Source organism: Marinomonas sp. TI.3.20, from assembly GCF_038155025.1.
In the GTDB taxonomy this organism is placed as follows: domain Bacteria; phylum Pseudomonadota; class Gammaproteobacteria; order Pseudomonadales; family Marinomonadaceae; genus Marinomonas; species Marinomonas flavescens.
In genome coordinates this window covers 111,978-135,984 of the sequence record NZ_JBAKAS010000010.1, presented here as the reverse complement: position 1 = coordinate 135,984, position 24,007 = coordinate 111,978, and the positions used below count along the sequence as shown (strand labels likewise).

The window sequence follows — 24,007 nt, the reverse complement described above, 5'->3', positions numbered from 1 at the left end:
TTGAGTTCTCTCGCTTATTCTTTGTTGGACGTGGCTGATTGGTCTTCAAGCTGTGGATCGATGGTGACTTCTTCGATGGTCAAGCTGTGGTTGGTGAAGACACAAATGTCGGCAGCAATGTTAAGGCTCTTTTCGACAATTTCTTTTGCACTAAGGTCAGTGTTGTCGATCAAGGCGCGCGCTGCGGCTTCTGCGTAGTTACCACCAGAACCAATGGCCAAGGCGCCATGCTGTGGCTCGACCACATCACCGGTGCCCGTAATGATTAGCGTGCTTTCTTTGTTAGCGACGATCAGCATGGCCTCAAGGCGGCGCAATGCTTTGTCGGAACGCCAGTCTTTCGCAAGATCGACAGCGGCGCGTACCAGATGTCCTTGGTGTTTTTCGAGTTGTCCTTCGAAGCGTTCGAAAAGGGTGAATGCATCGGCGGTGCCGCCTGCGAAGCCTGCAATAACTTCACCGCGGTATAGACGACGCACTTTACGTGCATTGCCTTTCATCACTGTGTTGCCTAAAGAGACTTGTCCATCGCCGCCTACGACGACTTGATTGCCTTTGCGTACTGTAAGAATCGTTGTCATGGTCTACTCCAAATTCGATTCTAACAAGGTGGGGGCAGTTTGGAGGGTTTTCAAGCGAAACGCGCATACAGAAGTGTCTTTCACTTTGTATGCGCGAAGATTACTTAGATTGAGTCTCTTTTTTCACTTTATAGGAGTAGGACTCGATGCGCATATCGACCAGCTTATCTTCAATGTGGTTCATTTTAGAACGGTCATTGAAAGGGCCAATCACAACACGGTACCAAGGCTTGCCATCTTTAGTGCTAATAGTTTGGCGTACCGTGGTGTCTACCATGCCAGCAAGAATGAGCTTGGCACGCATACGATCCGCGTCTTTCGAATTACGGAAAGAGGCCGCTTGTAGCATGTAATAAAAATCTTGTTCGCCACGTGGCTCGAACTGATAAGCATCAACGTGGCTAGTGTCCACTTTGCTGTCTTGCAGTATTTGGTAAAAATCAAAAGACTCTTTCTTTTTTACCTCGGCTTTTTTTGGCTCGACTTTTTTCGAATCAACTTTGGCCGTCTTTTTCTCTATAGGTTGTGAGTGAACGGGCGCTACTGGTGTGACTGTTTTTTTGTTTTTTACATGGCTTAACTGAGTGAGACCATAAATGAACGCGATGAGGAGAGCGGGAGCGATGAGCCATAGCCACCAAGGAGTTTTGCGCTTAGCGGGTGCCGGTGCTCGTCGGGTTGCCCCTTGTTTTGGGCGACTTTTTTTAGCTGCAATTTGTACAAAATCAAACATATTTTTGGCTTTTTAATAAACTACGCACATTATGCGGACTTGGTTAGTAAGTTTCCAGTGGATCTACGTCAATCGCAAAACGAATTCTATGTTGTCGAGTCGCTTTCTCTAACCAATCCGTCATCATCGCAGTGGCTTGATGCAAGGGGGCTCTACTGGATGATTTGATAGAGAGCAGGGCTCTGTGTTGTCCTGCTTTACGAACGATGATCGCGGTATAAGGGCCAACTAAAAATAATCCACTTGGAAAATAAGGTTCTAAATCATTTCTCATAGCACCAAGGAGCTGCATCGCTTCTTGTTCATTGCCGGATTCCGCTCGAATAATTACTTGATGATAAAAAGGCGGTAAAGATAAGCCTTTTCGTTCTGCTAAACCATCGATCGCAAAGTGTTCGTAGCCAAGGTTGCATAAACATTCAATCGCGGCATGATCTGGATGATAGGTTTGTAGCAATACATGCCCTGGTTTCTTCGCGCGCCCAGCTCGGCCAGATACCTGTGTGATCAACTGAGCGGTACGCTCCATACCACGAAAATCAGCAGAGAAGAGCCCAGCATCGGCGTCCATCACAATGACCAAGGTGACATTCGGAAAGTGATGCCCTTTGGCCAGCATTTGCGTACCAATCAAAATCGCTTGATCGTGCTCATGAATTTTCTGTGTTAATTGTGTCATCGCGGATTTGCGTTGCGTGCTATCACGATCTATACGCAAAATAGGAACGTGTTTGAACAGCGTACTTAGTTGAGTTTCTATCTGTTCGGTACCTTCACCAACCGTAAATAATTCTTCTGATTGGCATTCAGGGCAAGTATGAAGTAATGCTTTTTGCATGTCGCAATGGTGACAATGCAATTTATTCGCTCGCTTGTGAACGGTTAGGTTCACATCGCAATGATCGCAGCTGGCGATCCAACCACATTGATGGCACATAAGGGTTGGCGCATAGCCACGACGATTGAGAAACACTAACACTTGTTCTTGTCGAGCAAGGCAGAGTTCCATGGCAGCCAGCGCTTGATGACTAAAGCCGTTTACTAATGTTTGGCCGCGCAAATCGACGCGTTCCATTTTCGGAATCTGAGCATCCCCCGCCCGTTGGCGTAATTTTAACCAATAAAAGCGTTTTTGTAAGGCGTTTGCAAGGCTTTCAAAAGATGGTGTTGCAGAGGCGAGTAACACGGGAATATTAAGATTCTGTGCGCGTTTTATCGCTAGGTCACGGGCGTGATAACGAAAACCTTCGTGTTGTTTGTACGACGCATCGTGCTCTTCGTCGATGACGATCATGCCTAAATTTGGCGCCGGTATAAACGCCGCAGAACGAGTGCCAATAATCACTTTAGCGTGGCCACTAGCAGAAAGAAGCCAGGCGTCTAGTCGTTCTCGATCACTCATATTAGAGTGCATTAAAACAATGTCAGTATGCAGACGACTTTCAAAGCGTTTTAACGTTTGTGGTGTCAGGCCTATTTCCGGCACCATGACTAGAATCTGCTTACCTTTCTCGATTAGTTTTTCCATTACCCGTAAGAACACTTCGGTTTTTCCGCTGCCGGTCACACCATCTAATAAGGTGACGCCAAAAGACGAAGCGCTATCTAATAGATGATCGGTGGCGATACGCTGTTCTTGATTTAGCACTGGAGGAACTTGGGTTTGGAAGGAGTGCTTTTCGCCCGCTTTGTTAAATGAGCGTTGCTCGCGACGCAGCATGCCTTTTTCTTCTAGTGCTTTACCGGCACCAGGCGACAGAGATAATGATGAAATAGCATTTTGACTCATGCCATTCGGGTGTTGTTGTACGGCCTTTAAGAAGTCTTGTTGACGTGGCGCCCTACTGAGCGATTCTAGATCTGTCTGTTGTCCTTCTGGCGTGGTGAACCACCAGTTTTCGGTACGGAATTCAGCGCTTTCACCTTTGCGTAATAGCACTGGCAAGGCGTGAAATAGCACATCGCCAATAGGATGATGATAGTAACGTGCTGCCCATTCGCACAGCATCATCAGTTCACTCGGAATAACCGCCGACTCATCTTGTAATGAAGTGATAGATTTAAGGTTGTTCTCATCCCATTCACTGTGGTCGCTGAATGAAACAATGACGCCTAGGCGGCTGCTTTTACCAAAAGGGACTTTGACGCGCATCCCCGGTTGCAAGTCATGACGCATTGCCATGGCTTTCGGTATTTTATAATCAAATAAGGTTCGCATTGGCACAGGCAAAGCGACTTGGGCGAAAGGGTAGGGTGTCAGAAGAGCCTCTTGCATGCGTTTGTTGTGGCCTTATTGAGAGAAAATGGTCAGTGAGCAATACGCTTATTAGTGTACGTTACTCTGGGTATCGGGTGCGAGTGTGATTTTTTAGGGAAAGCACCATAAAAAGGTTGATGAATACCTATTTGAGTCCTAAAATACGCGCTCTTGGTACCACTGTACAATGTCTGTACAACGAATCGTGCGGTGCTTGACGAGGCGAAAGCCCTTATGTCGATCGAGTGGCGGCACACCAACTTTAAGGTAAATACAATGAAAAACGATATCCATCCAAATTACTCTGCAATTACTGCTACTTGTACTTGTGGTAACACATTGAACCTAAACTCAACGCTAGGTAAAGATCTACACGTTGATGTATGTAGCCAATGTCACCCATTCTACACTGGCCAACAGAAAATGTTGGATACTGGTGGTCGTGTTGATCGCTTTAACAAGCGTTTCGGAGCACGTCGTTCAGCTAAGTAATTGGCAGAATGAAAGTAATTGTTCAAAAAAAGCGCCAAGTTTTCTTGGCGCTTTTTTTGTTTTTGTCCTGCTCATTTTTATACGCTAACAACTTATGCCAAGCGTCTGGCTCAGTAGAACGAGCCCAAGTGAAGCGAGTGGTTGATGGCGATACTTTGTATTTGGTCGACGGTCGTCGAGTTCGTTTGGTTGGTATTAATACACCAGAATTAGACCATGAGCATGGCAATAATGAGCCCTTTGCGGTTGCTGCAAAGCAGCGTCTGACCCAGTTGGCTGGGCGCTATATCTACCTGCAACCCAGTAAAGACGGGCGTGACCGCTACGGTCGTTATTTATATTACCTCTTCGATAAAGATCGTATTTCATTATCAAGTCAGTTACTATCGGAAGGGCTTGGTTATCGTATTGCTGTTCCACCAAACCTAGCTTATCAAGCGTGTTATATGGCGTCAGAGCAATCCGCACGTGATGCGAATTTAGGTGTTTGGCAGCAATCATTACAATGGCGGCCACAAGCTGGCTTTGTAATAGCACGAGTGAAAATAACCTCTATTAGTCATAACCGAGGTGGCTGGTGGCTAGAGACTAACCAGAGTCTAGTGATCAATTTACCACCCAGTGCAGCAAACTATTGGCAGGCCCAGAAAGTGTTTTTTCTACAAGGCCATACTGTTGAAGTGCGCGGCTGGCAACATAAACGGAATAGTCGAAATTCGAAATATCAGTCTTGGGTGCTTCCTGTGAAATATCCGAGTGACATTAGAGACATAGGCCCTTCGTAGCTTTCTTTGAGAGTATGAGCGTCTTTATTTAATGTGGATTATAACGCTTTTTGACATGAGACATTCTGACATAATACTAATAAGGAGTCGTTTCCAAAACTGCGGTTTGAGGAACAAGGCCCAAATTATAAGAATTTAATATTAAACACCAAATAATAGACGGAAACATCATAATGGCAGAAGATATAAAGCAAGCTGCACTGGATTACCATGAGTACCCAGTACCTGGAAAAATGAGCTCTACTATTACTAAACCAACGGCTACTGCCCGCGACCTTGCTTTAGCTTATAGCCCAGGTGTGGCTGAGCCTTGTCGCGAAATTGCAAAAGACCCAGAAGCGGCTTACCGTTACACGGGTAAAGGCAACTTGGTTGCCGTTATTTCTGATGGTTCGGCGATTCTTGGATTAGGTAACTTAGGCCCATTGGCAAGTAAGCCTGTTATGGAAGGTAAAGGTTTGTTGTTTAAACGCTTTGCCGGTGTGAACTCTGTTGATGTAGAAGTTGAATCTGAAAGCCCACAAGCTTTTATTGATACCGTTGCTCGTATTGCAAACACATACGGTGGTATCAACTTAGAAGATATTAAAGCTCCTGAGTGTTTTGAAATCGAACGTCAGTTGATTGAACGCTGTTCTATTCCTGTCTTCCATGATGATCAGCACGGTACTGCGATCGTAACGGCCGCTGGTCTTTTGAATGCGCTTGAGCTTCAAGGTAAAGAAATTACTGACGCTAAAATCGTTTGTTTAGGCGCTGGCGCAGCTGCAACCGCTTGTATGAAGTTGATCATTGCTTGTGGTGCACAACGTGAAAATATCTTAGTTCTTGATCGTAAAGGCGTGATTCATTCAGGTCGTACTGATTTGAACCAGTTCAAGGCAATGTTTGCGATCGATACTGATAAACGTACTTTGGATGATGCGATTGAAGGCGCTGATGTTTTCATTGGTGTTTCTGGTCCTGATTTATTCTCTGGTGAACAGCTTAGTAAAATGGCTGCCAATCCAATCGTGTTTGCTTGTTCAAACCCAGATCCAGAAATTAGCCCAGCATTAGCTCGCGCAACTCGCGATGATTTAATCATGGCAACAGGCCGCTCTGATTACCCAAATCAGGTAAATAACGTATTAGGTTTCCCTTTTATTTTCCGTGGTGCTTTAGACGTTCGTGCGACTAAAATTAACGAAGAAATGAAAGTGGCGGCGGTTCACGCATTGAAAGACCTTGCGAAAGAAGAAGCGCCTGCTGATGTGGTTGAAGCTTACGGTGGCTTGCCATTAAGTTTTGGTAAAGAATATATTCTTCCAAAACCAATGGACACTCGCTTGTTGAACGTAGTTTCAGCAGCGGTTGCACAAGCGGCAGTAGACTCAGGCGTTGCAACACTTCCATACCCAGCATTTTACCCATTAGAGAACCTAGATCACTTCGGTGGCTAAGGTATTTCTTTAAGTAAATAAATAACAAGTACGGATAAATAAAAGGCGGTATCTCGATAGGGATATCGCCTTTTTTATGGCCTTTAATATGATTTGATCATCGGTTGGAAGTGTTCCACTCAAGATAAGAACACGAGTTTGGCGTGCTTATCTTGAGTGTGATGCTTTTCTGGTAAGTAGATTAGAATAAGTTTTCTAAAGCATTATCCGTTTGCTTTTCTTGTTGAACTTCATTCCCTTGACCATTATCTGAATCCGTTTTACGTCGCGGAGGTATATGGTTTTTCCGGAATATTTCAAAAATTGCATTTTTCTGCCCTGGCTCTGCACGTTCCCCAGTTTTTGGGTCGATACGAACAGTGACTAAAGAAGACGGTTTATGGATATAGGATAATGGCGTGCCATCTAATGCGACACGCATGTAGTCTATCCACGTTGGTAAAGAAACCGAGCTACCAAAGGCGCCCTTACCTAAGCTGGTGGAGTCATCAAAGCCGCTCCAAACGGTTGTCACTAGATTGCCATTATAGCCAGAGAACCAAGCATCTTTACCTTCGTTGGTTGTACCTGTTTTACCTGCAAGGTCGGCACGCTTCAAGACTAATGCTCGGCGTCCAGTACCATGGCGAATGACATCGCGCATCATGTCATAGATGATGTAATCCACTTCAGGGTCCAATTCTTGTTTGGCAACAGGACGATTCTGTACGCCTTGAGGAGTATTGAAAAGCCCAGTTTGTTGATCGCTGTCGGTATTCTTATCCAGCAGGGTGCAAGTGCGACACACAGTTTCTGGATTTGCTTGAAATACGATCTTGTTATTTCGATCGGTAATGTGGTCAATCAAGTAAGGCGTAATTTTGTAGCCACCATTTGAAAAGACCGCATAGCCGGTTGCCATTTGCATTGGTGATACGCTGGCCGTACCTAATGCTAATGACAAGTTATGTGGTAATTCGTCTTGGTTAAAGCCAAAGCGGGTTAAGAATTTGAGCGTAGGCTTAATGCCTAACTCTTGTAATAGCCGTACAGATACAATGTTTTGTGAGCGGTACAGGGCTGGTCTAAGTCGTGTAGGCCCATAGAACCGACCATTATCATTGGTTGGACGCCACGCTTTATCTAAATTTGAATCCTCAAAGACAATGGGTGCATCGTTGATGATACTGGCAGCAGTATAGCCATGAGCGAGTGCACTAGAATAGATAAATGGCTTAAAGCTGGAGCCAGGTTGGCGTTTAGACTGTGTGACGCGATTAAATTTATTTTCATAATAATTAAAACCGCCAACCAAAGCCTGAATGGCGCCATCTTTACTATCTAAAGAGATGAGGGCACTTTGTAATTTAGGTTTCTGAGTAAGGATCCAGCCAAGGTTAGCATCAGGGCGAAGGTCAATAATATCGCCAGGCACCATGATATCTGCCACTGTTTGTGGCGCTGGGCCTCGAGCATTGTCATTAATATAGGGGTTAGCCCATTTCATTGAATCCCAAGGTAGCGTGATTTTATCGCCATTATTAAGCAACACATCGGCGGTTTTGTTAGTGGTTGATAGGACTAATCCTACTTTCCATATGTGCAAAGTATTGTAGGCGTTAAGTGCCTTTTCTTGTTCTTCCAACGGTTCGTCGAGTAGCTTCAAGCGTGTTGCTATTGTGCCTCGATAACCGTGTTTCATATCGTAGCTAAGCACTCCATCGTTAATCGCTTGGTTGGCCGCAGTTTGGCGCTTAGAATTGATGGTAGTGTAGACGCTGAGGCCGTCCGTATAGAGTTTGTCGCCATAGGTTACATGAAGTTCTGAGCGGATCATTTCGGCCACGTAACCTGCTTCTACGTCAGGCGCCATGCCGTGATCTGTTGCTGTGACTGGGGCTTCTACGGCCTCTTGGTATTCTTTTTTGTTGATTGATCCAAGCGACAACATGCGTTGTAAAATCCAATTTCGACGTATTAACGCACGAGATGGATTGACGACAGGGTTATAGCTAGATGGCGCTTTAGGCAGGCCTGCTATCATGGCATATTGTGCTAGATCGAGATCTTTCAGTGTTTTACCGTAATACACTTGAGAAGCGGCTTCAAAACCGTATGCACGTTTGCCTAAGTAAATTTTATTCACATACAGTTCGAGGATTTCGTGCTTGGTAAGCTCTCGTTCCATTTTTAATGAAATAAATATTTCGGTGAATTTACGTGTAAACGTTTGTTGAAAAGAAAGGAAGTAGTTTCTTGCTACTTGCATGGTGATGGTACTACCACCGCCTTGAATTTTGCCTGTCGTGACGAGTTGAACGGCGGCACGACCTAAGCCCATGATATCGATGCCAGGGTGGTGGTAAAAATTACTGTCTTCGGCCGCGAGAATGGCATGCTCTAGCTGAGGAGGAAGTTGTGCATAGGTAATAGGTGTACGGCGTTGTTCGCCAAATTCACCAATTAGTTTGTTATCTTCGGTGTAAATTCGCAGTGGGATCTGTAGTTCAATATCTTTTAGTTCCGCCACTGTTGGAATGCGATCTTTGACACTTTCGTAAATGCCAAAGGTGACCGCCGCGCCAGTAATCACACCAAATAGAGTTAAGAAAAAGAGAATTTTTAATACTTTCAAAATACAGATCCAATACAAACGGATGAAAAAAATAACATTATAAACAGATTGTGCTGTGCTTAGGTGATCAACTTTGCAGCAAATCGTGCTATCTTGCCAGTATTCGGTTAGGAAACCGAGACAATAAAGTGCTGATTACTTCAAGGATGAATCATGAAGCCAATATTCCCAGACTGTGTAGTCTTCTACTCAGTGTCTGAATGTCATGTGTATGATGTTAGCCACTTACCTGAAGGACTTCCATTTGACTCAGACAAAGAAAAATCACTTCCCAGCGATGTTCAAATTGACGCCATACAAGCGCAATTAGACCATGAATCTTTAGTAAACAAAAAACATATACTGATAGTAGTCCCCGACGCTTGGTTGTCTATATCTGAGCACCAACTTGATCACCCCTTATCAAAAAAACTTGCGCCACTTGCGGCACTGGCATTCGCGACTGAAACTACATTTGCACCGCCTGACTCAATTTTCTACTACTATCGAGTGACCAAGTTAAGCAAACAAAGCAGTCGGCTTAATATTGTGGCTTGTTCAAGAAATACCATGGAACATCTGAGTCTTCCTTTTCAAAAAAGTGCTAAATGCTCAGGCATTATTTCACAACAACAATGGCTTCAACGTCCACATCATCGTTTCAATCTCATTCTGTTATCTCATCAATATCTCGCGGTGTATCAGCCAGAAGAAAAGAAACAACAGAATGCTCGTAAACGCTGGATTTGTTTAGTGTTGGCGAGCGTGGTGTTGCATGTCGCTTTCTTTACGTTTTTTTATTCCATTAATACCGACTATGAGAACCAGCGAATAGAACAACAAACAGCTCAAGCGCAGCAAATAGTATTGCCAAAGCAAGGTAATATTTTTGTAGGTGCGGTATTAGCCACATTGCGGACAATGCCGCGAGAAGTACGTTTGTCATCATTTCAGAGTAAGGATAATACGGCCTCTATACGATTGAGCCTACCAGAAGACACATTGCAACCTCTACTCACTCAGTGGCGCCAAAAACACCCAAATTGGCGATGGCAGATGAGCATCGTCCAATCGGGAACGGGTTCATTAAAAACACAGGAGGTGATCGATGTGGACCTTATCGTTTCTACGTTCTAAGTCTTATCCCCCGCTGTCACGAACCTTGTTCCTTTTGTTGCTTATTTTGCAGGCGGGTTGCTGGTACCCATTGCTACAAACTTTATATCGTGAAAGCCACGATGATCAACGTCAGCAGGTACGGCTTGAAAAACAACGCTTAGATAGGATGCGCCAATCTGAGAAATTAGCGCAGGCTCGCTTTTTACAACACGATGGTATTGCTGCTCGTATAGTGAAGGCTAAGGAAGGGCAGATAACGCAATGGGCTATTCGCGGTGAAGCGTTGTTAACTCAGTGGCAGGCATTACAAGAGGTGATTCAAGAAAATGCGGCGCTTGGTTTAACCGCAGTGGTGTGGTCTGCGAAGATGAACGGCCGCTGGCACGGGGACTTGGTCTTTAATGTATTAGCGCCAAACCCCCAGCGTGCTTATCAAGATTGGTTGCCCGTTCGTTTACAGGCAATATCAAAACTGCCACATCATTGGGAGCTGGTTTCAACGATGACTTTTGAGGGTGAGGCATCAGCCTTGCTTTCTCATAAGTCATCAAAACGTTGGGTTTCTAAGGGCGCTTGGCTTCCTAGGTTAGGTATGACTGTTGAGCAAGTATTACTGGAAAGCGTGACGCTAGTGTCGATGTCAGGTGACACTTTTGCTCTTAACTTACGCCACCAAAATAGAGTGAAGGAGTAATTGTATGCGCTACATTCTCTTGGTTATTATTTTTCTATTGCCTCAACGCTTACTAGCTATTGATGTCATGTTTGAATCTCGCCCTATACAGGAAGTGTTGCCTTGGCTCGCGTCTAAAATGCAAAAAAGTTTGGTGATTAGTCCCGATATTAAACAATCACTTACGTTATCGATAAAAGATGCTTCTTGGAAAGAGGTGATGGAGGCCGTAGCGCAGCAACCAGGAATTACACTGACATGGAAAGGGGCCGTCGCTGTGTTAATGCCGACGAGTAAGACGGTAAAAAGCACGCAGTGTCAGCGAGCTTATTGGATGCTGCGCCATGCCAAAGCGAAAGCGGTTGGAGGGCACCTGAAAACACTGTATCCAACGATGTCTTTAGTCGTTGATGAGCGAACCAATTCGGTCATTACTTTTTCCTGTCAGGCGGTTGAAGGATTAGCAAAAACGCTCGCTTGGTTGGATATTCCTTTGCGACAAATTGAAATCAGCGCGCAGATCGCACAAGTAAGCACTTCGGCGCAATCTCAATTTGGGGTCAATTGGCAAGCAAACTTATCAGATAGCGTGCGTTCTTCTATTGGTGGAGCCATCGACTTAAGCGCGCTAACGCCAACGAGTAGTTTGTCCATTGCTGGTAGCAGCGGGCTGAGTTTATTGTCTTTTACCTTAGACATGCTAGAAAGCGAAGGAATGGCAAAGGTTTTGTCAAAACCTAAAATAGTAGCGATAGAGGGGGAGTTGGCGCGTATTGAATCAGGAACAGAAATACCTTATCAAACCGTTAAGGATGACAATGTTAATGTGGAGTTTCGAGATGCCGCGTTGGTGCTGGAAGTAAGACCTTTTGTTAAAGAGGGAAATCGTATCTTGCTGGAATTGACCATTCATCAAGATTCGGTTGGTGATTTAGTGAATGGTGTGCCGAGCCTAGAAACGAATCGTTTAAAAACACAGGTCGTTGTTAATGACCAAGAAACACTTGTTTTAGGTGGGATTTTTAGAGAAGCACGTTTTAAAATAACAAGTAAGGTGCCTATTTTAGGAGACATACCCATTCTTGGTGTATTATTTAAAAGACAAACAGAACAACAAGAAAAGGTTGAATTGCTTGTATTTATTACACCAAAGCTGCTACAAATGTCAGTTAACTAGGCTGCAGTCTGAAACTGCTTAATTTCGATATAATTAAATATAATGATAAAAGCTCCCAATATAATTTTAGTAGGCCCGATGGGTGCTGGAAAAACGACTATAGGTCGTTTGCTTTCACATTCGTTAGGCAGAGAATTCTATGACTCAGACAGAGTGATAGAAGAGAATGCTGGGGCTGATATCCCTTGGATTTTCGAAAAAGAAGGCGAAGACGGCTTTCGTAAGCGAGAAACTCATGCTCTTGAGTGTATGCTACAAGAAAATCAAGAGAGTGTTGTTCTTGCTACGGGTGGAGGTATTGTTATGCGTGAAGAAAATCGACAGCTTCTTCGTGACGGTAATGCTCTCGTTGTATATCTTTATGCTTCGGTTTCGCAGCAATTACATCGTACCTCCAAAAGCAATCATCGACCTCTATTGAAAACCGGTGACCCTAAAGCGACATTGAAAAAACTCTTTCAAGTACGAGATCCGCTTTACCGCGACGTCGCTACCTTGGTTGTTGAAACGGATTCACGCCATCCTAAATCGGTTGCTAATAAGGCTTTAGAGGCCATCAAACGTCATTTAAAATCAGAGAGCAAGAAGCAGAATGCGAACGTTAACGGTTGAGCTAGGAGAAAGAAGCTACCCTATTTATATTGGTAGTGGAATTCGTCACCAAAAAGACCTTTTTGATCAGGCTATCCATGGCAAACAAGTCATGATTGTCACCAATGATACTGTCGAACACTTGTACCTGGATGCCATGGTCTCGATGCTGAGTGAAGACTACCAAGTGGCTGTCTGCATTTTACCTGACGGTGAGGTGTATAAAACTCTAGATACCTACAATCAAATCATTACGTCATTGCTAGAAGCCAAACATAATCGCACAACCACTGTGATTGCTTTGGGCGGCGGTGTAGTGGGTGATATGGCGGGTTATGCGGCGGCTACTTACCAACGTGGTGTCCCTTTTATTCAGGTGCCAACGACTTTGCTATCACAGGTAGATTCATCGGTAGGTGGCAAAACCGGTGTGAATCATCCACTGGGTAAAAATATGATTGGCGCGTTTTATCAGCCGCAAGCCGTGATCATTGATACGCAAACTTTAGAAACCTTACCATTGAAAGAGTTGTCTGCCGGTATGGCAGAAGTCATTAAATATGGACTGATTTGCGACACGTCATTTTTTGACTGGTTAGAACAAGAAATTGACGCTTTAATGGCACTGGATAATGATAAAATTAGTGATGCTATTTATCGCTCTTGTTTGGCCAAAGCAAATGTTGTTGCGCAAGATGAGCGAGAAGGTGGCATACGAGCTATTCTGAATTTAGGTCATACTTTTGGTCATGCCATTGAAACTCATATGGGATATGGCAATTGGTTACATGGTGAAGCGGTAGCGGCAGGTTGTATTCTCGCCGTCGATTTATCTTGGCGTATGGGCAATATGTCTGAGCAGGATGTTAACCGTTGTGTTGCATTATTTACAGCCGCTAAATTACCAATATTGCCGCCGGCGGTTATGACATTGGAAAATTTCAAAGACTTGATGTCATTGGATAAAAAAGTGTTAGATGGCAGTTTACGTTTAGTTTTATTAGGTGATCTTGGCGATGCTATTGTGACATCAGATTTTCCAATGGATGATTTTGATGCCTGTATTAATGATGCATTAGAGGCAAGCGCACAAATTACCTCTTAGCTATATCGTGCCACTTTAAAGGACAAGAATGTCAGATCCCAGTTTTCAGCTTGACTTAGAAAATGCTCTAAATCAGCCGCCAAAAGCGACGCTGAGGGATCCGTTCGGCTCTAAAGACATGTCCGCCTACTTTGCCTCTGAAGAAGGTAATCAACAGTTAGCTTTGCTTGAGCACTTAAGCCGTTACAGTAATTTATTGTCGGTTGTGCAAGGTCCTCAAGGCAGCGGTAAAAGTCGTTTTATGATGGAGTTTGCGCGTCATCAAGATGATTCGACGATTATTAGTCAAGTAAAGGGCAGTATGCTGATGACAGCAGGCCAGTTACTTCAAGCTATCTATAGCGGTTTCTCTACACAACTAAAAGAGCCACCTAATGAGGCGACTTTTGGTCCACTGCTGAAGTTTTCTCATGAGTCAGAAGCGCGGGGCCAGAAGGCATTGATCTTGATCGACAATGCTCAAGAGCTGAATACCGATGCGGTTAGTATGTTGTTAGACATGATGTCGTTAGCCACTGAAAATCAATCTGTACCTCATGTCGCTCTGTTTACTGAATCTCCTATTTCGCGGAATCTAGACTCCTACCAGCGTTCTCGTTATGAGCAATTAAGTCACACGCTGGATATCGCCCCTTATTCATTTGAACAAACCAAAGCGTACTTATTGCATCGAGTGCGAACCGTGGGTGGTAGCATTAATTTGCCATTTACTGAGAAGCAGGTTAAACAAATTTATCAGGAGTCTGGAGGTTATCCGGGTGCTATTAACCAGGTAGCTCAGTCTATGATGGGCAACGGTGAAAAAGGTGTTAAGCGCGGCAGTCGATTTAATTTAGCGTTGGGCTTTCCGCTGGTTCATATGGCTCTGCTTTGTGTGGTGATGCTAGGTATCCTGATTGCCGTGGTATTTAGTGACCCTGATAAAACGGCTTCAGAAATGACGGATCGTACGAGCAATGTTATTCCGTTAAGTCCAAAACCAGAATTACGTGCTGGGCAATCTTCTTCTGAGACCATCGCTCGGATTGATGCGATGCAGCGCAAAATCGGCATGGAGGGCAAGGTTTCGCTTCCTCCCATTCCGGCTGGTGTAGAAGAAAGTACCAATGTTTCCACATCTTCAATACAACCTGAAACACCATCAATGACGTCGTCATTGCCTGTTGCGCCTATTCGTCAAGCGATACCAAAAGCAACACCAGCCCCTATTCAAGAGTCTGCTCCGATGGTTATTGAACCGACGACAGTGGATAAAACGCCAGTGGCTACTATAAGTAAGCGCTCTAATGATCCATTTGATAAGACACAATGGTGGTTATCACAAAGTCCAAGTCGTTATACGCTACAATTATTAGGGACTTATAACCTTGATACGGTGAAAGATTTCATCAAATCTCAAGGCAGTGTTAGTGTTTTTAGCTACTTTAAGTCGAAGCACAATGGCCGTGATTGGTATGTAGTAGTATATGGCATGTACCGAAACCGCAGTGAAGCAATCGCCGCTGTTGAATCGCTTCCCAGAGATTTAAGAGACTTAAACCCTTGGTCCAGAAGTGTTCTAAGTATCCAGCAAGACATTAAAAAAGCAGGATAATCGCCTGAAATAGGCTAATAACCGTTGATTAGATTCGATATTCTGCATTTCTTACATCGATTTAGAACTATTCTTGCGTTTTTTTAGGCGATTTTTTTTAAAAAATCATCATTTCCCGATAAAAAACCATTTATCTCTGAAATACACACATTCGCAGTGGAATTTTCTGTTTGGAAAATCTCCAGCCATAGATAATTCTCCTCGAAGCGTTTAACTGCACTGAAACACCCGCTAAAAAACCACAAAATGACGCTAACCCCTGTTAGTTGGATTTGAGTAGTCGCACGCTGCGAGGTACTATCATTCTCCTTTTGGGTGGTCTATAGGGCAGATAACAATCATTCTCAAAGCCGATTAATGGCTTTCTACATGTCTGACCATCAAAATTTCATTTTTAGTTCTAGTTAATAATCTTTATGTTTCAACTGTGGGAGTTGGTGTATGAATGCAGGCCTTTATCGTCCTGGCGAATTCAAAGACAACTGTGGCTTTGGTTTAATTGCTCATATGGAAGGCAATACTAGCCATGAATTACTTAAGACAGCCATTGAGTCTTTGACATGTATGACACACCGTGGAGGTATTGCTTCCGATGGCAAAACCGGTGATGGTTGTGGTCTTCTTATTCAAAAGCCGGATACCTTTCTTCGTAGCGAAGCTGAGGCTTTGTTTAATCACACATTATCCGATCTATATGGCATCGGTATGGTTTTCTTGGATCAAGATGAAGCACTTGCGACAGAGCAACGTGATGTCTTGACTCAAAAGCTAAAAGATCAGGGAATGAATGTAGTCGGTTGGCGTGAAGTGCCAATGGATGCTTCTTGTCTCGGTCGTATTGCTGAAGAATGTTTGCCTCGTATTGAACAAGTATTTGTCGACAGCAATCGTATGGACGCTCGCACTTTTGCGACACGCTTATTCGTAGCGCGTCGTCAAACTGAGATTGCATTGGCGCAATATGAAAACTTCTACATCTGCTCTTTGTCAGACAAAGTTTTGTCTTACAAAGGTTTGATGATGCCAGAAGACCTTCCTGTCTTTTATAAAGACTTAGGTAATGAGAATTTACAGACAGCAATCTGTGTTTTCCATCAGCGTTTCTCTACTAATACATTGCCTAAATGGCCATTGGCACAACCATTTCGTATGTTGGCGCACAATGGTGAGATCAATACGATTGAAGGCAATCGTAATTGGGCTTTGGCTCGAGCGAACAAATTACGCTCGCCATTGATTCCGGAGCTGCAAGATTTACAGCCATTGGTTAACTTGACGGGATCTGACTCGTCATCAATGGACAACATGCTAGAAGTCTTGGTTACTGGCGGTGTGGACATCTTCCGTGCGGCGCGCTTGATCATTCCACCGGCGTGGCAAAACGTTGAGAATATGGACCCTGAGCTACGTGCATTCTACCAATATAACTCCATGCACATGGACCCTTGGGACGGCCCAGCGGGTCTTGTTATGACCGATGGTCGCCATGCGATTTGTATGTTGGATCGTAACGGTTTGCGTCCTTCTCGTTGGGTGATTACCAAAAACGGATTCATTACCTTGGCGTCCGAAATTGGTACCTATGGCTACAAGCCAGAAGACGTAGTATCAAAAGGACGTGTAGGTCCGGGTCAAATGTTGGTGGTCGACACTCAAACAGGCCAAGTACTGCATACCAATGACATCGATAATCGCTTGAAAGCCGCGCATCCTTACAAAAAATGGTTGAAGCAAGAAGCGATTCGCATTGAGTCTTTGTTAGAAGAATCGTCTCTTGAGTTCGAACCTTTTACCAAAGAAGAAATGCTAACGTACCAAAAGATGTTCCAAGTATCTTTTGAAGAGCGTGAACAGATTTTCCGTCCATTAGCGGAAAGCGGTCATGAAGCGGTAGGCTCCATGGGCGATGATACGCCAATGGCTGTTATGTCGAGCCAGACTCGTCCAGTGACGGATTATTTCCGCCAGAAATTCGCTCAGGTAACGAACCCACCGATTGATCCACTTCGTGAATCGGTAGTGATGTCGCTAGAAACGTGCATCGGTGTTGAACGTAACCTGTTCGAAGAAACGCCAAAACACGCGAATCGCATTATTTTGTCATCGCCTGTGTTGTCACCACGTAAATACAGCCGTTTGTTGGCAATGAACGATCATCGTTTCCGTTTGGTTCGTTTGAACACCAACTACAATCCAGATGAAGTGTCGTTAGAGCAAGCCATTAAAGATCTGCGTATCAGTGCAGAAGAAGCGGTGCGTAATGGTGCCGTGATTGTGGTATTAACCGATCGCAACATTAAAAAAGGTCATTTGCCTATTCCAGCGCCTATGGCTGTCGGCGCTGTGCATCACCATTTAAGCGCTGTCGGTTTGCGTTGTGATTCTAATATCATCGCAGACACCGGTTTCGCACGAGATCCTCATCAGTTTGCGGTCTTGTTAGGCTTTGGTGCAACCGCCGTGTATCCGTACTTATCTTACCGTTTGATTAATGACATGGTAGATAAAGGCGAAGTACTGGGTGACCCAATTGCTTGTCATGTTAAATACCGTAAAGGTATTAACAAAGGCATGATGAAGATCCTATCTAAAATGGGGATTTCCACTATCGCCTCTTATCGCGGCGCGCAATTGTTCGAAGCCGTTGGGTTAGATACGAAAGTGATCGATCTTTGCTTCAAGGGTGTAGCGAGCCGTATTAAAGGCGCGCGTTTTGAAGACTTCCAACGTGAGCAAGTTACCGTTGCTAATAATGCTTGGAAATTACGCAAACCTATTCAGCAGGGCGGTTATCTTAAATACGTCCATGATGCGGAATATCACGCTTTTAATCCTGATGTGGTTCGTAATCTACAAACCGCAGTGGGCAGTGGTCGTTTTGAAGATTTCACGGCTTACACCGAATTGGTTAACAATCGCCCTGCGTCTATGCTGCGTGACTTGTTTGTCTTATCTGATAAAGCCAAGGCCATCGCCATTGATGAGGTTGAGTCACTAGAAGACATCTTGCCTCGCTTTGACTCTGCCGGTATGTCGCTGGGTGCCTTGTCCCCAGAAGCACATGAAGCCTTAGCGCAAGCGATGAATGAATTAGGCTGTCGTTCAAACTCAGGTGAGGGCGGTGAAGACCCAGCTCGCCATGGTACTGAGCGTCGTTCTAAGATTAAGCAAATTGCCTCTGGTCGCTTTGGTGTGACACCAGAATACCTAGTGAATGCTGAAGTGCTACAGATCAAGGTAGCGCAAGGTGCAAAACCAGGTGAAGGGGGTCAGTTACCCGGCGGTAAAGTGAATGGTCTAATTGCACGTTTGCGTTATGCAGTACCGGGTGTAACCTTGATTTCACCGCCACCACATCACGATATTTATTCGATTGAAGATTTGGCTCAGCTGATCTTTGATTTGAAACAAGTTAACCCAGACGCGCTTGTCTCGGTGAAATTGGTGTCTGAACCCGGTGTCGGTACGATCGCGGCAGGTGTGGCGAAAGCTTATGCCGATTTGATCACCATCTCTGGTTACGATGGCGGTACAGCGGCATCGCCACTGACGTCTATTCGTCATGCTGGATCTCCTTGGGAACTGGGCTTGGCGGAAGCGCAACAAGCGCTGCGTTCTAATGATCTGCGCGGTAAGATCCGCCTGCAAACAGACGGTGGCTTAAAAACCGGTCTGGATGTGGTTAAAGCCGCGATCTTAGGTGCAGAAAGCTTTGGCTTTGGTACGACTCCGATGATTGCGATGGGTTGTAAGTTCTTACGAATTTGTCACCTAAATAACTGTGCAACGGGTGTTGCAACGCAAGATCAAATGCTGCGTGATGAACACTTCATCGGCACTGTAGACATGATCAAAAACTTCTTCCGCTTTATGGCCGAAGATACGCGTTTATGGTTGGCTAAGTTGGGTGTGGCTCGTCTACAAGACTTGATTGGTCGTACTGACTTATTGACTATCTTGCCGGGCGAAACAGAGAAGCAACAAGGTTTGGATCTTTCTCCTATCTTGTTGAATGATGCGATTCCAGCGGACAAAGCTCAGTACTGTGTAACGCCATTTAACCCGCCACACGATAAGGGATTATTAGCGCTTAAAATGTGGGCAACGATACAGCCGACAGTGGAAGAAAAAGAAGGTGGCGAGTTTGCCTTCCGTGTGACCAACTGTGACCGCTCTATTGGAGCACGTTTGTCTGGTGAGATCGCTAAACGCTACGGCAACCAAGGTATGTCTGATGCCCCCGTTACATTGAAGCTGACCGGTACTGCTGGGCAAAGTTTTGGTGTTTGGAACGCTGGTGGCTTAAACATGTACCTTGAAGGCGACGCGAACGATTATGTAGGTAAAGGCATGACCGGCGGTAAGCTGGTGATTCGTCCACCGCGTAATTCTGTTTTTGCATCACAAGATACAGTGATCATTGGTAACACTTGTCTGTACGGTGCGACTGGCGGTAAGTTATTCGCAGCCGGTATTGCAGGTGAGCGTTTTGCGGTACGTAACTCAGGTACCCATGCGGTTATCGAAGGTGCAGGCGATCACTGTTGTGAGTACATGACAGGCGGTTTGGTAACGGTTCTTGGTGATACTGGCTACAACTTTGGTGCGGGTATGACCGGTGGTTTTGCGTACGTGTTGGATATGGATCGTACTTTCGTGGATAAGTACAACCACGAACTTGTTGAGATCCAACGTGTAGGCACAGAAATAACCGAAGAATATCGTTCTCACTTACGCAGTGTAATTGAAGAATATGTTCGAGAAACTGACAGCGAATGGGGCAAAGAAATCTTAGAAAACTTCTATGACTACATTGGCAAATTCTGGCTAGTAAAACCCAAAGCCGCGAGCTTAGGTGCGTTGCTAGATAGTACTCGTCAGCGTCCAGAATAAAATCGGCTGCGTGGTGCTAGACACCATGAATCAATCAGTTTGACCCATTTGAGAGAAGCGCCGCTTGCTTGCAAGCGGCCATAGGAGATAGCAGCTTATGTCTGAGCGCTTGAACAATGCATTTCAATTCGTCGAAGTGGATCGTAAAGATCCGAAGAAGAAGCCTTTAATTACTCGTAAGGCACAATTCGTCGAAATTTATAAACCGTTTGAGGAAGAGAATGCCAAAGGGCAGTCTCATCGTTGCCTTGAATGTGGTAACCCTTATTGTGAATGGAAATGTCCTGTTCACAACTACATTCCTAACTGGTTAAAGTTGGTGAGTGAAGGGAATATTTTAGAAGCCGCTGAGTTGAGCCATCAAACCAACTCTTTGCCTGAAGTGTGTGGTCGTGTTTGTCCACAAGACCGTCTTTGTGAAGGCGCTTGTACGCTGGGCGAAGGTGGCTTTGGTGCTGTGACTATAGGGTCTGTTGAGAAATACATCACAGATACCGCGTTTGCACTTGGCTGGCGCCCGGATATGACCAACGTAGTGCCGGTTAATAAAACCGTGGCTATCGTCGGCGCAGGACCTGCTGGGTTAGCGTGTGCAGACGTGCTAGTGCGCAATGGTATTAAACCAGTAGTGTTTGATAAATACCCAGAAATCGGTGGTTTGCTGACGTTTGGTATCCCTGAATTTAAGCTCGAAAAAAGTGTCATGACGCGCCGTCGTGAGATCTTTGAAGAAATGGGCGTTGAATTTGTATTGGGAACCTCGGTTGGCGATGACGTACCATTTGAACATGTTTTAGAAGAGTACGATGCTGTGTTTCTAGGCATGGGTACTTATAAATACATGAAGGGCGGCTTCCCTGGGGAAGATCTACCTGGAGTTCATGATGCGTTAGATTACTTGATTTCTAATGTGAACCATTGTTTAGATTTCGAAGAAGACGAAAGCGATTACATCAACCTAAAAGGCAAGCAAGTGGTTGTCTTAGGGGGCGGTGATACTGCGATGGACTGTAACCGTACGGCGATTCGCCAAGGCGCTAAAGGTGTCGCTTGTGCTTACCGTCGTGACCAAGAAAACATGCCAGGCTCACGTAAAGAAGTGACCAATGCGCGTGAAGAAGGGGTTCAGTTTCTCTTTAATCGTCAGCCAGTGGAAATCGTTGGTAATGGTAAAGTGGAAGGCATCAAGGTAGTAGAAACTAAGATGGGCGAGCCAGACGCAAATGGTCGTCGTAGCGCTGAAGTTGTTGAAGGCAGCGAGCAAATTATCCCTGCAGATGCGATCTTAGTGGCCTTTGGTTTCCAAGCGAGCCCGGCACCTTGGTTTGAGAAATTCGGTATCGAAACCGATTCTCGTGGTCGTGTTCTAGCGCCTAAGCAAGGCAAGTACATGTTCCAAACAACCAATGAGAAAATTTTTGCTGGTGGCGACATGGTGCGTGGTTCTGATCTTGTTGTAACGGCGATTGATGAAGGGCGTAAAGCGGCCGAAGGAATCATGGATTTCTTAGACGTTTAATTGCTAATTAAAGTAACTTATACCTCCCTATAAGATATTAACGGGGGATATAAGGAGCATAAAAAACACGTATTTGAGTATCAAATACGTGTTTTTTTTCGTTTTAAGACAAGGTCAGTTTTTATTTGAAAACAAAGGTGTTTTTGGAATTAAGAGCAAGTGAGCTACGCTTCCGACTAGAAGCGTAAAATGGTCTAAACTTAGTTATATCAACTATTAAGCATGAGAGTATATATGACGATTTCTTCTCCTTGTATTCGACAATGCTGCCTGAATGAAGAAGATATCTGTCTAGGTTGTTTTCGTTCTTTAGAAGACATTCTAGGTTGGTCTGCGGCGTCGCAAAACGAGAAACAACAGGCCCTTAAACGCGCGGCGGAACGTAAGACGCTCGCAGTGGATGCATTCGGTCAGAAGCCCTTTAGTAATCCAAAAAGGCGTTAGCAACGTATTGATAGGCAAGTCTTCAAAAAAGAGGTGGTTATATGTTTTCTTTTCTTAAATCTGATCCGCGCAAAGCGCTCGACAAAGAATATGGACAACTATTGGAAAAGGCTATGCAAGCTCAGCGTGGCGGGGATATAAAACGCTATGCCGAGCTGACGGCATAAGCTGAAATGGTGAAAGCGAAACTTAACGCGATGACTTCTTAACTGTTATAAAACAATTTAACTGTAATAAAATAATCTAGCCGCCTTAAAAGCACTGATTACAGGCGAAAAAAACGATGTGATAGGCCGATTGAATAAGGCATAACACATCGTTTTTTGCTTTCTAGGAGTCAGTCCGTTTAACGGATCAAGGCTAAGCTCTCTTCGGCAAACCCAGTACCGGCTTCGGTGTAGAAGTTAAAGACATTATTGATGCCACTGTCGATGAGAATGTCACGCTCATCTTGATAGCGGGCAATCGCGGCAATTTGTCCAGTGTAATTGGCTTTACGTAGTTGCACGGCAATATTAGTAGTATCTTCTGCCGCGGGTAACGCCAATAGCACCAAATGAATGCTTGAGGTGTCGAGACGCTCCCAAAGGTCAGCGTCTTCTCCATCGCCATAAAAGACGTTGTCTTGGGCTTCTTGCATTTTAGTGATGCGGTTTCGGTCTGCGTCCATACCGGCCACGGTATCACCCACCAAACCTTTTAGTGAATCAAAGGCGCCGCGTCCTACTCGACCTAATCCGACGACCAAGATTTCAGTATCAACCGGTTGTACGAAGACATCTTCAGGCAAACATTTTGGACTTTCAAAGCGGCGAATGATTTCTTTGTTTTTACGATACAAGCGGTGTACGTTTCGATATAGCAAGCTGGTAATGATAAAAGAAAAAGACACCGCCAAGGCGAGTACCACCAACCACTCTTTAGCAAGCCAGCCATTAGCTACGCTCAGAGCGACCACAATTAAGCCAAACTCGCTGTAATTCGACAGCACAATAGACGATAAGAAAGAAGTACGCCCACGTAATTTCAACTTGGTAAACAGTGCGAAGAAAAGGGCAAACTTCACTAAGATAACCAAGGTGATTATAAAGCTGACCGCGACCATATTTAACGTTGGTAAGGCGGTAAAGCCAATGGACAAAAAGAAACCAATAAGAAACAGATCTTTAAAGTTCATCAAAGCCTTGTTCATTTCGGCGGCTTTACTGTGAGACGCGAGTAACACACCAAAAATCAGAGCCCCTAAATCGCCTTTTACACCAACAAGATAGAAAAGTTCATAGCCACCCAGTGCGAGAAAAAGTCCGGTAAGTGGGAGCATTTCACCGTGGCCTGCTTTATCGACGATTTTATTCAGGATGGGACGGACCAACAATAGGCCAAACAGGGCGAGCGCCCAGAGTGATGGCGTCTTCCCAGTAGCAAACACCAAGAAGACCACAGCGACTATGTCTTGCATCACCAGAATGCCGAGTGCTAATTGTCCATGACGTGTTTTTAACTCGCTGCTTTCTTCCAGTAATTTGATGACACAAACCGTACTGGAAAAACTCAGTGCGAAGCCAAGTAACGCCGCGGTTTTTAACTCCAGAATACCAAAGAAAGGCAGGCTTAAACTGCCTAATAGTAAGCAGATCGCAATCAGTAAAACAGTCCAAAGACCCATATGGCCTAGAGTCGACGCCCAGACTTCGCGTTTAAATAAGTCTTTTACGTGGAGCTTCAAGCCAATACAGAACAGCATCAAGGTAATGCCTAAATTAGCCAAAGAATCTAGCGTACTGCTGGGCTGCATGCCAAATGCATTCAGTAAAAAGCCAGCCAACAAAAAGCCAATGAGAGGTGGCAAATTGATTAACTTAACGGCGAGGCCGCAGACAAACGCAAATAATATCCAAATAAATTCCATGCAATCCTTCTAATTTTCTTGAAAGCCGTTGAGGCGTTAAACAGCGCCAGCAGTGGTGAGGAATATGATACGGAATTCATGTCTAAAACACAGCCCGAAA

Annotated in this window: 18 protein-coding genes; 13 read left to right on the top strand and 5 right to left on the bottom strand. The window is 44.7% G+C overall.

Features of this window, described 5'->3' with window-relative positions; all coding sequences use genetic code 11:
- Window positions 1–14: 14 nt before the first annotated feature.
- The 3 genes from hslV to V6259_RS11770 form a co-directional block, all read right to left on the bottom strand.
- Window positions 15–581: an ATP-dependent protease subunit HslV gene (gene hslV / locus V6259_RS11780; protein ID WP_133012277.1), complete on the bottom strand. Its 567-nt coding sequence runs from the start codon at window positions 579–581 to the stop codon at window positions 15–17.
- A 100-nt stretch (window positions 582–681) separates the two neighbouring features.
- Entirely contained in the window at window positions 682–1,314 is a 633-nt protein-coding gene (locus V6259_RS11775; protein ID WP_341584657.1) for an SPOR domain-containing protein, read from the bottom strand.
- 43 nt (window positions 1,315–1,357) lie between these two features.
- Complete coding sequence (locus V6259_RS11770; RefSeq protein WP_133012279.1) at window positions 1,358–3,589, bottom strand: primosomal protein N'; 2,232 nt, start codon at window positions 3,587–3,589, stop codon at window positions 1,358–1,360.
- A 258-nt stretch (window positions 3,590–3,847) separates the two neighbouring features.
- Between V6259_RS11770 and rpmE the strand changes: the two genes are divergently transcribed.
- The 3 genes from rpmE to V6259_RS11755 all read left to right on the top strand — a co-directional run bounded on the left by rpmE (window position 3,848) and on the right by V6259_RS11755 (window position 6,290).
- Window positions 3,848–4,063: a 50S ribosomal protein L31 gene (rpmE, locus tag V6259_RS11765; protein ID WP_133012280.1), complete on the top strand. Its 216-nt coding sequence runs from the start codon at window positions 3,848–3,850 to the stop codon at window positions 4,061–4,063.
- Between the two features lie 8 nt (window positions 4,064–4,071).
- The gene (locus V6259_RS11760) at window positions 4,072–4,848 is read left to right on the top strand and encodes a thermonuclease family protein (protein ID WP_133012281.1); all 777 of its coding nucleotides are present in this window, start codon (window positions 4,072–4,074) and stop codon (window positions 4,846–4,848) included.
- Between the two features lie 173 nt (window positions 4,849–5,021).
- Window positions 5,022–6,290, top strand: a complete 1,269-nt coding sequence (locus V6259_RS11755) for a malic enzyme-like NAD(P)-binding protein (protein WP_341584656.1) — start codon at window positions 5,022–5,024, stop codon at window positions 6,288–6,290.
- A gap of 181 nt (window positions 6,291–6,471) precedes the next feature.
- On the opposite strand, the gene V6259_RS11750 is transcribed toward V6259_RS11755, so the two are convergent.
- Window positions 6,472–8,904 (bottom strand): penicillin-binding protein 1A, encoded by a 2,433-nt coding sequence (locus V6259_RS11750; RefSeq protein WP_341584655.1) that lies wholly within the window; start codon window positions 8,902–8,904, stop codon window positions 6,472–6,474.
- A gap of 153 nt (window positions 8,905–9,057) precedes the next feature.
- Here V6259_RS11750 and V6259_RS11745 point away from each other — a divergent pair, with 153 nt between their 5' ends.
- The 10 genes from V6259_RS11745 (at window position 9,058) to V6259_RS11700 (ending at window position 22,165) form a co-directional block, all read left to right on the top strand.
- Window positions 9,058–10,020, top strand: a complete 963-nt coding sequence (locus V6259_RS11745) for a hypothetical protein (RefSeq protein ID WP_341584654.1) — start codon at window positions 9,058–9,060, stop codon at window positions 10,018–10,020.
- Window positions 9,992–10,696 (top strand): hypothetical protein, encoded by a 705-nt coding sequence (locus tag V6259_RS11740; RefSeq protein ID WP_341584653.1) that lies wholly within the window; start codon window positions 9,992–9,994, stop codon window positions 10,694–10,696. Before V6259_RS11745 ends, V6259_RS11740 begins: the two co-directional genes overlap by 29 nt.
- Before the next feature lie 4 nt (window positions 10,697–10,700).
- Entirely contained in the window at window positions 10,701–11,852 is a 1,152-nt protein-coding gene (locus V6259_RS11735) for a type II and III secretion system protein (protein ID WP_341584652.1), read from the top strand.
- A gap of 42 nt (window positions 11,853–11,894) precedes the next feature.
- On the top strand, window positions 11,895–12,464 hold the full coding sequence (locus tag V6259_RS11730; protein ID WP_133012286.1) for a shikimate kinase: 570 nt from the start codon (window positions 11,895–11,897) through the stop codon (window positions 12,462–12,464).
- Window positions 12,445–13,548 (top strand): 3-dehydroquinate synthase, encoded by a 1,104-nt coding sequence (gene aroB, locus V6259_RS11725; protein WP_341584651.1) that lies wholly within the window; start codon window positions 12,445–12,447, stop codon window positions 13,546–13,548. The genes V6259_RS11730 and aroB overlap by 20 nt, the downstream gene beginning before the upstream one ends.
- Window positions 13,549–13,576: 28 nt before the next feature.
- Window positions 13,577–15,142: an SPOR domain-containing protein gene (locus V6259_RS11720; protein WP_341584650.1), complete on the top strand. Its 1,566-nt coding sequence runs from the start codon at window positions 13,577–13,579 to the stop codon at window positions 15,140–15,142.
- A 441-nt stretch (window positions 15,143–15,583) separates the two neighbouring features.
- A complete protein-coding gene (gene gltB / locus V6259_RS11715) occupies window positions 15,584–20,035 on the top strand; it encodes a glutamate synthase large subunit (protein WP_341584649.1) in 4,452 nt (1,483 codons plus the stop codon).
- A 97-nt stretch (window positions 20,036–20,132) separates the two neighbouring features.
- Window positions 20,133–21,554, top strand: a complete 1,422-nt coding sequence (locus V6259_RS11710; protein ID WP_133012290.1) for an FAD-dependent oxidoreductase — start codon at window positions 20,133–20,135, stop codon at window positions 21,552–21,554.
- A 234-nt stretch (window positions 21,555–21,788) separates the two neighbouring features.
- Window positions 21,789–21,998, top strand: a complete 210-nt coding sequence (locus V6259_RS11705) for a DUF1289 domain-containing protein (protein ID WP_207923245.1) — start codon at window positions 21,789–21,791, stop codon at window positions 21,996–21,998.
- A gap of 41 nt (window positions 21,999–22,039) precedes the next feature.
- Complete coding sequence (locus V6259_RS11700; RefSeq protein WP_341584648.1) at window positions 22,040–22,165, top strand: DUF6435 family protein; 126 nt, start codon at window positions 22,040–22,042, stop codon at window positions 22,163–22,165.
- Window positions 22,166–22,344: 179 nt separating this feature from the next.
- Here V6259_RS11700 and V6259_RS11695 read toward each other — a convergent pair whose 3' ends face one another.
- Window positions 22,345–23,907: a cation:proton antiporter family protein gene (locus V6259_RS11695; protein WP_341584647.1), complete on the bottom strand. Its 1,563-nt coding sequence runs from the start codon at window positions 23,905–23,907 to the stop codon at window positions 22,345–22,347.
- Window positions 23,908–24,007 lie beyond the last annotated feature (100 nt).

Excerpts from the sequence above, each read along its gene's own strand:
- rpmE (WP_133012280.1), top strand. The coding sequence starts at position 3,848 with ATGAAAAACGATATCCATCCAAATTACTCTGCAATTACTGCTACTTGT.
- hslV (WP_133012277.1), bottom strand. The coding sequence starts at position 581 with ATGACAACGATTCTTACAGTACGCAAAGGCAATCAAGTCGTCGTAGGC.
- V6259_RS11760 (WP_133012281.1), top strand. The coding sequence starts at position 4,072 with ATGAAAGTAATTGTTCAAAAAAAGCGCCAAGTTTTCTTGGCGCTTTTT.
- V6259_RS11730 (WP_133012286.1), top strand. The coding sequence starts at position 11,895 with ATGATAAAAGCTCCCAATATAATTTTAGTAGGCCCGATGGGTGCTGGA.
- V6259_RS11755 (WP_341584656.1), top strand. The coding sequence starts at position 5,022 with ATGGCAGAAGATATAAAGCAAGCTGCACTGGATTACCATGAGTACCCA.
- V6259_RS11745 (WP_341584654.1), top strand. The coding sequence starts at position 9,058 with ATGAAGCCAATATTCCCAGACTGTGTAGTCTTCTACTCAGTGTCTGAA.
- gltB (WP_341584649.1), top strand. The coding sequence starts at position 15,584 with ATGAATGCAGGCCTTTATCGTCCTGGCGAATTCAAAGACAACTGTGGC.
- V6259_RS11735 (WP_341584652.1), top strand. The coding sequence starts at position 10,701 with ATGCGCTACATTCTCTTGGTTATTATTTTTCTATTGCCTCAACGCTTA.
- V6259_RS11740 (WP_341584653.1), top strand. The coding sequence starts at position 9,992 with ATGTGGACCTTATCGTTTCTACGTTCTAAGTCTTATCCCCCGCTGTCA.
- V6259_RS11710 (WP_133012290.1), top strand. The coding sequence starts at position 20,133 with ATGTCTGAGCGCTTGAACAATGCATTTCAATTCGTCGAAGTGGATCGT.
- V6259_RS11720 (WP_341584650.1), top strand. The coding sequence starts at position 13,577 with ATGTCAGATCCCAGTTTTCAGCTTGACTTAGAAAATGCTCTAAATCAG.
- V6259_RS11700 (WP_341584648.1), top strand. The coding sequence starts at position 22,040 with ATGTTTTCTTTTCTTAAATCTGATCCGCGCAAAGCGCTCGACAAAGAA.
- aroB (WP_341584651.1), top strand. The coding sequence starts at position 12,445 with ATGCGAACGTTAACGGTTGAGCTAGGAGAAAGAAGCTACCCTATTTAT.
- V6259_RS11695 (WP_341584647.1), bottom strand. The coding sequence starts at position 23,907 with ATGGAATTTATTTGGATATTATTTGCGTTTGTCTGCGGCCTCGCCGTT.
- V6259_RS11770 (WP_133012279.1), bottom strand. The coding sequence starts at position 3,589 with ATGCAAGAGGCTCTTCTGACACCCTACCCTTTCGCCCAAGTCGCTTTG.
- V6259_RS11705 (WP_207923245.1), top strand. The coding sequence starts at position 21,789 with ATGACGATTTCTTCTCCTTGTATTCGACAATGCTGCCTGAATGAAGAA.
- V6259_RS11775 (WP_341584657.1), bottom strand. The coding sequence starts at position 1,314 with ATGTTTGATTTTGTACAAATTGCAGCTAAAAAAAGTCGCCCAAAACAA.